A 13398-nucleotide genomic window follows, 5' to 3' on the forward strand; every position below is an offset into this window, starting at 1 on the left:
GGTTTATATAGATCCATAAGGAGTGATTTTGCTACATGAATAAGGAAGATGTCATTATTGTTGGAGGAGTCCCATGTGGTCTTTCTGCCGCCATTGCTTTGCAGAAAAAGGGTATGAATCCGCTTATCATCGAAAAAGGTAATATTGTCAATGCGATTTATAATTATCCAACCCACCAGACTTTTTTTAGCAGCAGTGAAAAACTTGCTATAGGCGATGTACCCTTCATTACTGAGAACCTTAAACCAAAGCGTAATCAGGCGCTGGTTTATTACCGGGAAGTCGTGAAGCTGGAAAAGCTTAGAGTGAATAAATATGAGAGGGTCACAGAAATAGTTAAAAGCCAGGAATCCCTTTTTGAAGTGACAACAGATAAACAGAAATACATCGCGCAAAATATTGTCATCGCCACTGGTTATTATGATAATCCTAACTTCATGGGTATCCCGGGCGAAGAGCTTGAAAAGGTCTCGCACTACTTCAAGGAGGCACATCCTTTCTTTGACATGGATGTTGCAGTCATTGGTGGGAAGAACTCAAGTGTGGATGCAGGGATCGAGCTAGAGAAGGCCGGGGCGAGAGTAACTGTCCTTTATCGAGGAGCAGAGTATTCGCCAAGCATTAAACCGTGGGTGCTGCCAGAATTCGAGGCACTAGTTAAAACAGGTGTTGTTGATATGGTATTTAACGCACAAGTCAAAGAAATCACTAAGGACTCCATTGTTTATGAACAGGATGGGGAATTGGTGGAATTGAAAAATGACCATGTATTCGCAATGACTGGTTATCTACGGCCGGATCACACTTTCCTTCAAAAGATGGGCGTGAAAATCGAGGCGGAAACAGGACGTCCCCATTTTGATCCAGAAACTATGGAGACAAATGTACCAGGTATCTATATTGCAGGAGTAATTGCGGCTGGTAATAATGCTAATGAAATTTTTATAGAGAATGGACGATTCCATGGAGGCCAGATTGCAGAAGCTATCTCAAGCCAATCTTAAAGTAAATGAAAGAAAGCGGTGCCTGAATGGCACCGCTTTGTTTACGGAACGGGAACAAAAAATGGAGGCAGGTTAATCTTTATAAAGGCACAACTAAGGTGGATTGTACCCTTATGGAGAGCTATCGCATGTTATAAGGATAAGATAAGGAGAGAATCGTACCCTTATGGAGAGCTGTCGCGTGTTATAAGGGTACGATAAGGAGAGAATTGTACCCTTATGGAGAGCTATCGCATGTTATAAGGATAAGATAAGGGGAGAATCGTACCCTTATGGAGAGCTGTCGCGTGTTATAAGGATACGATAAGTGGAGAATCGTACCCTTATGGAGAGCTATCGCATGTTATAAGGATAAGATAAGGAGAGAATCGTACCCTTATGGAGAGCTGTCGCGTGTTATAAGGGTACGATAAGGAGAGAATTGTACCCTTATGGAGAGCTATCGCATGTTATAAGGATAAGATAAGGGGAGAATCGTACCCTTATGGAGAGCTGTCGCGTGTTATAAGGATACGATGAGTGGAGAATCGTACCCTTATGGAGAGCTTTTGCATGTTATAAGGATAAGATAAGGAGAGAATTGTACCCTTACGGAGAGCTTTTGCATGTTATAAGGATAAGATAAGGAGAGAATCGTACCCTTATGGAGAGCTATCGCATGTTATAAGGATAAGATAAGGAGAGAATTGTACCCTTACGGAGAGCTTTTGCATGTTATAAGGATAAGATAAGGAGAGAATCGTACCCTTATGGAGAGCTATCGCATGTTATAAGGATAAGATAAGGAGAGAATCGTACCCTTATGGAGAGCTATCGCATGTTATAAGGATAAGATAAGGAGAGAATTGTACCCTTATGGAGAGCTATCGCATGTTATAAGGATAAGATAAGGAGAGAATTGTACCCTTACGGAGAGCTTTTGCATGTTATAAGGATAAGATAAGGAGAGAATCGTACCCTTATGGAGAGCCATCGCGTGTTATAAGGATACGATAAGTGGAGAATCGTACCCTTATGGAGCTTATCCGATGTCCATAAGGGAATGCTTCCTTATGGTCACTGAAAAAATAACGCGGTGCCTGCATACATACAGGCACCGCGTTTTTCATATATTGTCTCTGTTATATCATTTTAAAACATGAACATCTCGGCTATTTCATCCATCTGATCTGTTTTAGCAAGAGCGACTTGCAGTTTGATTCTTGCTTTTTGCCCGTTGAGACCGTTTGAGAAGATGACACCCAATTCCTTAAGATGTTTGCCTCCGCCTTCATAGCCATAAACATCCTGTACGATTCCAGCGAAGCTTCTGGATACGATCACTACCGGGATATTGTGTTTAAGAAAATCTTGAACGCCCTCAAGTGCTGCAGGTGGAAGGTTGCCTTGTCCAAGTGCTTCAATCACGACTCCATCGACGTTTAACCCGAGTACGGCTTGCAGCAAAGAAGAATCCATTCCTGCATGTGCCTTGATCAAGGAGACTTTTTTGCTAATGTCCGCCACCGAATAGTTTTCGTGTTTCGTTGGAGTGTGATGGAAAAGTACTCCTCGTTTCGTCACGATGCCGATAGGGCCATATTGGGGGCTTTGAAAGGTTGAGATATTGCTAGTATGTGTTTTGGTGACGTTTACTGCTGTGTGAATCTCGTCATTTAGGACAACAAGCACACCCTTACCGTTTGCATCTGGGCTGGAAGCAACCCTTAAGGAAGAAATTAAATTATATAGCCCATCAGAACCGATTTCATTGCTCGACCTCATGGCGCCAGTAACGACGACTGGGAAGCTGGCCTGGCAGGTGAGGTCCAGGAAATAGGCTGTCTCTTCAAGTGTATCTGTTCCATGGGTGATAACGGCTCCGTCAATGTTGCCCTTTTTATCATAATCCTCAAGGATGTATTTTAACTGCATCATCTCTTTTGGCGTAATATGTGGAGAGGGTAAATTGAAGGGCTCTTCGACTACAAGGTCAGCCAAACTGGATAAAAGATCCGTTCCCTGTGTCAATGGGTTATTCCTCCCTGGTTTAACTGCTCCACTTGTATCTTCACTCATGGATATGGTACCGCCAGTATGAATCAATAAAATATTCTTCTTCAAATCTATTACCTCCGAATGACCAGTGAGAAAGAATAATAATCCATTTTCTTTCTTCTAATTACATGATACGATTAAAAAAACAAATTGAAAAGAGGACAGCATATGCTGGGAATAGTTACAGCCGGGTTAGCTCCGGGTCTGGCGCTGTTAAGTTATTTTTATTTAAGGGACCAATATGGGTCAGAGCCGTTATCCTTGGTTTTCAAAATGTTTATATTCGGTGCATTGCTTGTATTTCCGCTTATGTTCATTCAATATGTTCTTTCTGCCGAGGGATTGTTTCAGGATGATTTTATAAAAGCATTCGGGACGGTTGGCCTGTTAGAAGAATTCTTTAAATGGTTTATTCTATATTACACAATCTTTCAGCATATTTCCTTCGATGAACCTTATGATGGAGTCATATACAGTGTGGCTGTGTCGCTGGGCTTCGCATCAGCCGAGAATATTTTTTATCTTCTTGCCAACGGTCTTCAGGACGCACTTGGAAGGGCGCTGTTGCCTGTTTCTAGTCATGCGCTCTTTGGGGTCATCATGGGTTACTATATAGGTAAGGCAAAGTTTTCACCTGTGGTGCAAAAGAAGTTGATCATCCTTTCGTTATCAGTTCCTGTCCTTCTGCACGGTATGTATGATTTCATTCTGATGACCAGGGAAGACTGGCTCGTGTTGATGGTTCCATTTATGATTTTCCTCTGGTGGTTAGGACTGCGAAAAGTGAAAAAAGCGAGAACATTGACTCTTCAGCATATTGAGAAGCAATATCCAATCTAAAAAACTCTTCATTCTTAAAAAATGGAGGGTTTTTTTGTTTTGTGGAATAAAAGTCAACTCTTAACAAAAAATAAGGGCAATCTTTTAAGTACACATCTTTGGGGGTTGCATTCAATGAAGAATTATCGGTCTATCTTGAAGGTGATGACCGCGTTGGCTTTGATCATGTCTCTAGTACAATTTAGCGAAGTGGATCAGAGGGCCGAGGCCTTTACTAGTCAGGTGCTGCAGCAGGGTTCGACGGGAGAAGATGTAATAGAACTCCAGTCACGCCTCAAACATATTGGTTTTTATACTGGCAAAATCGACGGGGTATTTGGATGGGGTACCTACTGGGCTCTAAGGAATTTCCAATACGAATTCGGTTTGGAGATCGATGGGGTTGCTGGCTGGAAAACAAAACTCAAGCTTGCGAAGGCGACGCCAAATGCGAAAATTGCCTGGGGTGGCGAAACACAAGGTGGTGGCTCAGCTGGAGGTGGCGGTCAAGGTCAGTCAGCAGCTAAACCGGCTGCAACAAATACACCCAATGGATTCTCACAAAATGATATCCAGCTTATGGCTAATGCGGTGTATGGCGAAGCCAGGGGTGAACCGTATACCGGGCAGGTAGCAGTCGCAGCGGTAATTTTAAATCGCTTGGACAGTGCCACGTTCCCGAATACAATATCCGGGGTTATTTTCGAACCTAGGGCATTTACAGCCGTGGCTGATGGACAAATCTGGCTCACGCCAAATGAGACTGCAAAAAAAGCTGTTCTTGATGCTATCAATGGCTGGGACCCTACTGGTAATGCTATGTACTATTTTAATCCCGATACAGCAACCAGCGCCTGGATTTGGTCACGTCCGCAAATCAAAAAGATTGGAAAACACATTTTTTGTAAATAGGGGTGAGTTGAATTGCTAAGAGGAATTGCCATAGCAGTCCTGGTTGTTGGAATTGCAGGAACAGCATTCTGGGGTTATCAGGAACATAGGGAAAAAACAGCAGTACTTATCAATGCAGAAAACAATTATCAAAGGGCTTTTCATGATTTGACCTATCAAATTGATTTACTCAACGATAAAATCGGTACAACACTTGCGATGAATTCAAGAAGTTCATTATCGCCTCAACTAGCGGAAGTATGGAAGATCACTTCCCAGGCCCATAATGATGTTGGCCAGCTTCCCTTGACACTTTTGCCTTTCAATAAAACGGAAGAGTTTTTAGCGAATATAGGGAATTTTAGTTATAAAGCTGCGATTCGTGATCTGGATAAAGAACCGTTGACAGAAAAAGAATATTCGACGTTAAAGACCCTGTATGAGCAATCAGGTGAAATTCAGCAGGATTTAAGAAAAGTCCAGCATATGGTACTGGAAAATAATCTTCGCTGGATGGATGTAGAGCTAGCCCTTGCGACTGAAAAAGGACAAACTGACAATACCATCATTGATGGTTTCAAGACAGTTGAAAAAACAGTCGAAGGCTATACGGAAACAGATTTCGGTCCAGCACAGATCAATCTTCAGAAGAAGGATGAAAACTTTAAAAAGCTGCCTGGTAAAAAGATATCAAAAGAAAAAGCTATTCAAATTACTAAAGAATACACCCCTGTCAAAAACGGAGGTAAAGTAAAAGTAACCGAAAGCGGCAAAGGATCGGATTATGGTTTTTTCAGTGTATCGATTCAAAATCCAGAAACAAATCTGGAAGCGAGTATGGATATAACTAAAAAGGGTGGCTATCCAATCTGGTTCTTGCTTAATCGGGATGTGAAGAATCGAAAGCTTAGTCTTAATGACGCGTCTAACAAGGCGATTGCCTTTTTAAAAGATCATAATTTTGAAAGCCTTGATCTCTTCGAAAGTGCTCAATATGATAAAATTGGAGTTTTTACATTTGTAGGTACCCAGGACGGTGTAAGGGTCTATCCAGATGCAATCAACATGAAGGTCGCGTTGGATAACGGCGATGTGATTGGCTTTTCAGCAGAAGATTATTTAAAATCGCATAAAGCAAGAGAAATCCCGCAAGCAGGAATTGAGATAGAAGAGGCAAAAAAGAAGGTCAATCCAAACCTCAAAGTGATGGATGAAAAAAAAGTTATAATCCTGAACGACCTGAATGAAGAGGTGCTATGCTATGAATTCACCGGAGTTCTCGGCAATGATACCTTCAGGATTTATATCAATGCAGAAGACGGTACAGAAGAAAAAGTAGAAAAACTTCAAAACGCTGAACCAGTATATGAAGATGTGGTATAGGGAAAGCCAAGCGCTTTCCCTGTTTTATTTTCAGATTCAGATACAAGGTAAATGGCTCTTTTAGACGATACTTCGGATAGATTGTTTGCAACTCTCCTCTTGACAAAGTTTCCTGAAAAAACGTTGTAATAATCATCCATTAAAGGGCTATTGCACCAGCTTAGTCCGCCATGTCATAATAGACATAAAGAAAGAAGATACCAATCAACCAAATATGAAAAACAGCATAGATAGAAGTGGGGAAGTGGATTAGCTATGATAAAAATTGGTGATAACATAATCCTTGAACATAAGTATTCCGATAGTTTTGAACAATATAAGTGTAAACTGGTGGAGCGTAAAGGGAATGATCTGTATATTGATTATCCTATAAACATGAATACTAACAGGACAGTGTTCTTGCTTGAGGGGACACCTTTGAAAGCTAACTTTGTAACCGAATCAGGATCTCACTATTGTTTTGACACCGAGGTTAAGGGAAGGATCAAGCTTAACATCCCGATGGTTATTCTTTCATATCCAGGAAATGAGCGTCTTATCAAGATTCAGAGGAGGCAATTTGTCAGGGTGGAAACCTCTGTAGATGTTGCTGTTTACTCTGGCAAGGGGGAATTCGCTCCTTTTACAACTGTTACTGATGATGTCAGTGCAGGGGGCGTTGCCTTATTAATTGAGAAAAATAGCAGTTTGAAAGAGGATATGGAGATTGAAACCTGGTTTGTACTCCCAATGCAAAATGGAGAATACGAATACCGGAAATTCCATGGCAAGGTTGTCCGGATTATCGATGGTCAAGGACCTATGAATAAAGCTTCTGTTCAATTTTTTGACTCATCGGGCATTGACAGGCAATTGCTTCTAAGATTCTGTTTCGAAAGACAACTTGAAATGAAGAAAAAAGGACTTCCTGTCTAAAAGGAATAAATACCTGGAAATGCTCCAATACTAGAATAAAAATTTTCACAGGAGCATTAAAGATGAAAACATTTGAAAGAATCTTAATCAAGATCGCTATCATTCAATTTATTTTCTTGGTTATTGCCCAAGTATTTTTCCATGAATTCAATGCTTTCCCTGAACTCAAGCAAATTACTCAATACGAGGGTGTTACGGACAATAATCATTCAGAAGTCCTGAATTCATTCAGGAGCAAAGAGTAAGCTGGTGATATGCCTGCTTACTTTTTATGTTAAGCTTTTTTTATAAATGAGGTATTAAAATTCTTAAATCCAGGAACATTTTTCTAATGACAGGGGGAAAGGATAAGTTTTGAAAAGTGCCTTAAAAAAAGTGTTCAATGACGAGGATTAAATGATTTTTGTGTTAAAATATAAGAGAATATCTAGGAACAACAAGGAGTGTACCAGGAGGAAATATGACTAGACGAATTTCAATTGCCATAGACGGTCCTGCAGCAGCAGGAAAAAGTACGGTTGCCAAAATTGTAGCCGAAAAACTGACTTATATTTACATCGATACAGGTGCGATGTACAGATCACTTACATACAAGGCTTTGAACAAAGGAGCCAGTCTGGACAACGAAGCAGAGTTGATGAAGATCTTGAACAATACATCAATCGAGCTAATGCCTGGAGAGACAGGCCAAAAGGTTTTGCTTGACGGTACTGAAGTTACCAATGAAATTAGAAGCGCGGAAGTTACCAATCAAGTATCATATGTAGCGGTTCATGAACTAGTGAGAAAAGAGATGGTCAAACGCCAGCAGCAGTTTGCAGTCGATGGCGGTGTAGTGATGGATGGAAGAGATATTGGCACTCATGTATTGCCGAATGCCGAGGTGAAGGTCTTCTTACTTGCAAGTGTTGAGGAAAGGGCAGAGCGCCGGTATGCAGAGAATACCCAGAAAGGCTTCCCATCAGATCTGGAAAAGCTGAAAGTTGAGATTGCTGCACGTGACAAAATTGATTCGGAGCGGGAAGTGGCTCCTTTGAAAAAAGCAGATGATGCAGTCGAAATTGATACAACCTCAATGTCGATCACAGCTGTGGTAGGAAAAATCATGGATTTGGCGCTTGAAAGGATCGGGTGAAATTGACGTTTTATTCGTTTGCAAGGTCATTAGTAAATTCAATATTAAAACCGATTTATCGTATTGAGGTGATAGGCAGAGAAAATATGCCTTCCGATGGAGGTGTGCTTTTATGTGCCAATCATATTGATAATCTGGATCCCCCGGTTGTCGGGATTACCGCACCCCGTCCTGTCCATTTCATGGCGAAGGAGGAGCTTTTCTCTGTACCTTTACTTGGGAAAATTGTTCCTCACTTAAATGCTTTTCCTGTCAAAAGAGGTATGAGCGACAGGGAAGCCTTAAGGAAAGGGCTAGGAATTTTAAAGGATGGAAAGGTTTTAGGATTGTTTCCAGAGGGAACAAGAAGCAAGACAGGTGAAATGGGGAAGGGACTTGCAGGAGCAGGCTTCTTTGCGCTTCGGTCTGATGCTCATGTCGTTCCATGCGCGATCATCGGTCCATACAAAGCATTCAAGAAATTGAAGGTGGTATATGGCAAGCCTATCGATATGGGATCAATCAAGGAAAAAAAGTTAAATGCTGAACAGGCAACTGACTTGATCATGAGTGAAATACAAGTACTTATTAACCAATATAAGTAATGTTTCTTGCTTGACAAAAATGTCTGTTTGTAAGAAGTTATTAAGAAGAGATATTTTTAGAATTTTCACTTAGTGGCTAATTATTGTGTTTTTTAAGTGGCTTTTTGCCACAATGCATATATTTGCAGCAGTCATGGATTAAGGAGGAGTACATATGTCAGAAGATATGAATCAAGTTGAGGTAAAAAATTTTGAGGCTGGCGACCGAGTCAAAGGCCAGGTAACGAAAGTGGAAGAAAAGCAAGTTTTAGTAGACATTGAAGGAAGCAAGCTTGATGGAATCATTCCGATTAGTGAACTTTCAAGTCTTCATGTTGAAAAAGCTGAGGATGCAGTATCTGTCGGTGATGAACTGGAGCTTGAAGTGCAAAAGGTTGAGGAAGAAGCTTTAATTCTATCAAAGAGAAAAGTAGATGCTGTAAAGGCTTGGGAAGAACTAAAAGGCAAGTTTGAAAGTGAAGTAGTCTTTGAGGCAGAAGTAAAGGATGTTGTTAAGGGCGGCCTGGTCGTTGACCTTGGAGTACGCGGGTTTGTTCCGGCATCCCTAGTAGAATCCCACTTTGTGGAAGATTTCTCTGATTACAAAGGGAAAACACTCAGCTTCAAAATCGTCGAGCTAGATCAGGAGAAGAATCGCCTGATTCTCTCACATCGCGCTGTTGTGGAAGAAGAGCAAGGCAAGAAGAAACAAGACTTGCTTGCTGCTATCCAAACTGGACAGGTTATTGAAGGTACAGTCCAGAGAATCACGGACTTTGGTGCATTCGTGGACATCGGCGGAGTTGATGACCTTGTCCATATTTCACAGCTTTCCCATGAACATGTTGAAAAACCATCAGATGTTGTTCAGGAAGGCCAGCAGGTTAAAGTTAAAGTATTGAGCGTTGATCGTGACAATGAGCGGATTTCACTATCAATCAAAGAAACACTGCCTGGACCATGGGCAGATATTGATGAGAAGGCTCCTAAGGGCAGCACTCTAGAAGGTACTGTAAGACGTTTAGTTTCTTACGGTGCATTTGTCGAAGTATTCCCTGGGGTTGAAGGCCTCGTCCATATCTCACAGATTTCCCATAAGCATATCGGCACTCCGCATGAAGTCCTTCAAGAAGGGCAGACTGTAAAAGTGAAGGTGCTTGACGTGAACAAGGGTGATCAAAGGCTTTCACTTAGCATGAAGGAGTTCGAGGAAAGAGAAAGCAATGAAGCTTTTGATTATGAACTTCCTGAAGAAACAAAAGGTTTCAGTTTAGGTGATATGATCGGAGACAAGCTAAAGAATCTTAAACAGTAATGGTGATAAATAGTGTCAAGATCAAAACGTAAATGGGACCATATACAATATGCCCTCGAAACAGGCCAGAAGCGACAAACTGGTTTTGATGATATAAAGTTTGTAAACCAAAGCTTGCCTGGATCAAATCTTGATTCAGTAAAATTAAATACTCAAATTGGCGAACTTTCTTTAAGTTCGCCAATTTTTATTAATGCCATGACTGGCGGCGGCGGAGAGAGAACGTACCGAATCAACCGTGAATTGGCTGTAGCGGCAAGAGAGACAGGGTCTGCGATTGCTGTTGGATCGCAAATGGCTGCACTGAAGGATCCGGACGAACGAAGAAGCTATGAAGTAGTCAGGGAAATGCATCCTGACGGTATTATTCTTGCCAATGTGGGCAGTGAGGCAACTGTTGAGCAGGCAAAAGCCGCAATTCATATGATCCAGGCAGATGCACTGCAAATTCATTTGAATGTAGTCCAGGAATTGACCATGCCTGAAGGAGATCGAAACTTTGACGGTGCGTTAAAGAGGATGATTGAAATCCAACAATGTGTGGGAGTTCCAGTAATCGTGAAAGAAGTTGGTTTTGGCATAAGTGCCGAGACTGCAGCTAAGCTTTTCTCCTCAGGTATCCGCTATATTGATATTGGCGGATTTGGAGGTACCAATTTTGCGGAAATAGAAAATAAGCGGAGGAACCGTTTGTTGACGTTTTTCGAGGCTTGGGGAATACCGACTGCAGCCTCGATAATGGAAACGAAATCTGCATCACCAGAACTTTCCGTTATCGCTTCAGGAGGAATACAGACTAGCCTGGACATTGTTAAAGCAATAGCATTAGGTGCGGATGGTGCTGCAATGGCTGGTTACTTGCTAAAGATCTTGATGGAGAATCGAACAGAAGATCTGATTAACGAAATCCATATATTGAAAGAAGAAATGGCTGTTATTATGACAGCGTTAGGTGTACATACAATTGAGGAGCTAAAAAACGTGCCTCTGGTCATATCAGGAGACACGCATCATTGGCTTGAACAAAGAGGTATTGATACGAAGATATATGCTAGAAGGGCAAAATTTTAATCTTAAAGTATATACAGAAGAGTACCCCTGCTTTTGCAGGGGGCCCTTCTGTCGGTTGTGTGGTTATAACGAAGCAGAATGGTGCAGCCAGTCATAAACACTCAGTCGCTCTTGTTTTAGCTATACTTGCCGTCATTTAAGGAACGAGCTTCTTCAGGACTTTGCATTTTAGCAGCTCCTGGGTAGTGCAGTGCCTGGTCACGGTCAGACTCCACTCGTCCGCTCTTCTTAAGTTTCTTTTCCTGTCTGTCTTTTCCCATTTCATTACCTCCTGGTCATAAAAATAAAAGTCTTACAGAGATTTGTCCGGATGATCGAATCCATGTCCCGAATCTGAAACTGTTATTGTGCGGGTTTGAAATGTACTGCTTTTCTTAACATGGAACAGGTAAAAAACTTTATGCAAAAAAGATTAAATTACATAAGTGAATACCATAATGGAAATGATAGGAGGGGTTGAATGGAAGGGTTGTACTTTTATTGGCTGGCATGGATAGGTTGGGTTTGGACTACCTTCTTTATGAATAAAGATAATCCGCTGCGGTGGAAATCGACTGTTATGTTGCTTGCTGTCATTTTTGCAGCGCCATTTACAATGGATGTTCTTATTTTTGAGTTCCACCTGTCTGCTTTTACGATTGCCTTTTTTATGTTCATTGAAACTAGGCGAAAGACGACTGGCTCATTTTTTTATTTATTTCTATCTTCATTTATTATCATGCTTGCCTACACAAGCTTTTTAATGTTCGAATTATTTGACCCGGTGTGGGTATTGTTCGATCGGAAAATCATGCTTGGAGCAGCAGGTTTTTATCTGGCAGTCCTGTTACATAAAGATAGACATGATCGTATATTGGCTATGATCTCAGGCTTTTTGCAGGGTGATATTTTATTTTCTGCAATCCTGTGGAAATTTAATTTTCCATATGCAGTTGCATCCATGGGTTTTATGGACATATTGTTCATTTCTATAGGATTGCTTCTTGCCTGGTCAGGTATTGAATCAATGATTGCGGTCATGTCGGGAAGCGCAATAAACCAAGTTGAAGGGGAGGAACAAAAGACTTCATGAATGAATACACGTTACCAATCGTATTCGGAATTGCCATAGGAACGTTATCTAGACTTTTTATGCTGAGGACAGATTACCGTCAGTATCCAACGTATTTGCATGGAAAAATCATTCATGTAGCTCTCGGATTCATTGCAGCAGGCCTTGGCACGGTTGCAGGCCCTGCAATTATGGAGGAGGAATTCACGGCGATCACCTTCTTGACCCTTGCTGCGTCACAATTCAGGGAAGTCAGGAATATGGAGAGAAATACTCTTACTGAACTTGATAGCTATGAACTTGTTTCCCGTGGAAAGACTTATATCGAGGGTATTGCGATTGCATTTGAGAGCCGCAATTACCTGGTAATTTTCACTTCTCTTGTCAGCACGCTCGCATACTTGATTTTTAATATTTGGGCTGGAATTATTGCTGCTATCATCGCAGTGCTTATTTCTCATAAGCTGATGTCAGGCGGAAAGCTTAAGGATATTGTAGAAATTGAATACATGGAACCTAGATTTGATGGCGCAGGCCTATATGTTGATAATATTTATATTATGAATATAGGCCTTCCTGAAAGGCAGAAAGAGGTACTTCGTTATGGTATGGGCTTTATTTTAAAGCCGAAAAACATGAATGCCCGTTCCACGATTGCGAACCTGGGACAGAGACAGGCGGTGCTGCATGATTTGTCAACTGCGCTTGGTGTTTATCGTGATTCAGGAACACCTGCACTTGTTCCTCTAGCTAAAAGAGATCTGGACGATGGCAGAGTCGGAGTGTTCGTGCTGCCCCAGGAACGGGATATTGAGTGGGCAATAACAGTGATTGGTGATGTGCCAACACTGGAGAATGCAATCAGGATGCCTTCTGAAAAAAAGAGCAATGAAGGGAGTGGGACTCTATGATGCTAGAGAAATTTGTCCTTGCAGCCATCACAACGAATCCTAAAAAAGTTCCCTCTGGAACTGCTGTTTTTCATTGCGATTCAAAGGAAGAAATGGAGAAGGTCGCTGCGAACCTTGAAGCCATCCTGGATGGGATCGCTCATGCCCTGACGGAGGAACTTTATATTATTGTAAAACACTGACAAGAAATGTTTTCATTGCCTGTTTAAGGCATCTTTTGATAAACTGATTAAGCCAGACCCTTCTGTAAATCTAGAAGGGTTTATTTTATAAGTGTCTTCAAGGCATTAAATTAATAATGAG

Annotated in this window: 15 protein-coding genes; 13 read left to right on the plus strand and 2 right to left on the minus strand. The window is 41.4% G+C overall.

Annotated features, from left to right (window positions below; genetic code table 11):
* The first annotated feature begins 35 nt into the window (after positions 1-35).
* A complete protein-coding gene (locus LC048_RS06355; RefSeq protein ID WP_306049752.1) occupies positions 36-1004 on the plus strand; it encodes a YpdA family putative bacillithiol disulfide reductase in 969 nt (322 codons plus the stop codon).
* Between the two features lie 1131 nt (positions 1005-2135).
* Here LC048_RS06355 and LC048_RS06360 read toward each other — a convergent pair.
* Complete coding sequence (locus LC048_RS06360) at positions 2136-3107, minus strand: asparaginase (RefSeq protein WP_226602222.1); 972 nt, start codon at positions 3105-3107, stop codon at positions 2136-2138.
* Between the two features lie 102 nt (positions 3108-3209).
* Between LC048_RS06360 and prsW the strand changes: the two genes are divergently transcribed.
* From prsW to fni, 9 genes are all read left to right on the plus strand, one after another.
* Positions 3210-3881 carry a glutamic-type intramembrane protease PrsW gene (gene prsW / locus LC048_RS06365; RefSeq protein WP_226602223.1) on the plus strand — a complete coding sequence of 224 codons (672 nt, stop codon included), beginning with the start codon at positions 3210-3212 and terminating at the stop codon, positions 3879-3881.
* Positions 3882-3995: 114 nt separating this feature from the next.
* Positions 3996-4772, plus strand: a complete 777-nt coding sequence (gene sleB / locus LC048_RS06370) for a spore cortex-lytic enzyme (protein ID WP_371932046.1) — start codon at positions 3996-3998, stop codon at positions 4770-4772.
* Positions 4773-4784: 12 nt separating this feature from the next.
* Positions 4785-6134: a germination protein YpeB gene (ypeB, locus tag LC048_RS06375; protein WP_226602224.1), complete on the plus strand. Its 1350-nt coding sequence runs from the start codon at positions 4785-4787 to the stop codon at positions 6132-6134.
* A 255-nt stretch (positions 6135-6389) separates the two neighbouring features.
* On the plus strand, positions 6390-7049 hold the full coding sequence (locus tag LC048_RS06380) for a flagellar brake protein (RefSeq protein WP_226602225.1): 660 nt from the start codon (positions 6390-6392) through the stop codon (positions 7047-7049).
* A gap of 62 nt (positions 7050-7111) precedes the next feature.
* Positions 7112-7294, plus strand: a complete 183-nt coding sequence (locus LC048_RS06385) for a YpfB family protein (protein WP_041965683.1) — start codon at positions 7112-7114, stop codon at positions 7292-7294.
* A gap of 215 nt (positions 7295-7509) precedes the next feature.
* On the plus strand, positions 7510-8184 hold the full coding sequence (gene cmk / locus LC048_RS06390) for a (d)CMP kinase (RefSeq protein WP_226602226.1): 675 nt from the start codon (positions 7510-7512) through the stop codon (positions 8182-8184).
* Positions 8185-8186: 2 nt separating this feature from the next.
* Positions 8187-8768 (plus strand): lysophospholipid acyltransferase family protein, encoded by a 582-nt coding sequence (locus tag LC048_RS06395; protein ID WP_226602227.1) that lies wholly within the window; start codon positions 8187-8189, stop codon positions 8766-8768.
* Between the two features lie 154 nt (positions 8769-8922).
* Positions 8923-10062, plus strand: coding sequence for a 30S ribosomal protein S1 (rpsA, locus tag LC048_RS06400; RefSeq protein ID WP_306049755.1), 1140 nt, complete (start codon positions 8923-8925; stop codon positions 10060-10062).
* Positions 10063-10074: 12 nt separating this feature from the next.
* A complete protein-coding gene (fni, locus tag LC048_RS06405) occupies positions 10075-11133 on the plus strand; it encodes a type 2 isopentenyl-diphosphate Delta-isomerase (protein ID WP_226602229.1) in 1059 nt (352 codons plus the stop codon).
* A 116-nt stretch (positions 11134-11249) separates the two neighbouring features.
* Here the strand turns inward: fni and LC048_RS06410 are convergent, their stop codons facing one another.
* Positions 11250-11393, minus strand: a complete 144-nt coding sequence (locus LC048_RS06410) for a YpzI family protein (RefSeq protein WP_084135440.1) — start codon at positions 11391-11393, stop codon at positions 11250-11252.
* A gap of 200 nt (positions 11394-11593) precedes the next feature.
* On the opposite strand from LC048_RS06410, the gene LC048_RS06415 reads away from it, so the two are divergent.
* From LC048_RS06415 to LC048_RS06425, 3 genes are read left to right on the plus strand one after another with little or no spacing between them, the layout of a single operon-like run.
* Entirely contained in the window at positions 11594-12205 is a 612-nt protein-coding gene (locus tag LC048_RS06415) for a YphA family membrane protein (protein ID WP_226602230.1), read from the plus strand.
* Complete coding sequence (locus tag LC048_RS06420; RefSeq protein WP_226602231.1) at positions 12202-13095, plus strand: YIEGIA family protein; 894 nt, start codon at positions 12202-12204, stop codon at positions 13093-13095. Before LC048_RS06415 ends, LC048_RS06420 begins: the two co-directional genes overlap by 4 nt.
* Entirely contained in the window at positions 13092-13277 is a 186-nt protein-coding gene (locus tag LC048_RS06425; RefSeq protein WP_226602232.1) for a capping complex subunit for YIEGIA, read from the plus strand. Before LC048_RS06420 ends, LC048_RS06425 begins: the two co-directional genes overlap by 4 nt.
* Positions 13278-13398: the final 121 nt, after the last annotated feature.

The organism is Mesobacillus subterraneus (assembly GCF_020524355.2).
GTDB classification, from domain to species: Bacteria; Bacillota; Bacilli; order Bacillales; family Cytobacillaceae; genus Mesobacillus; species Mesobacillus subterraneus_C.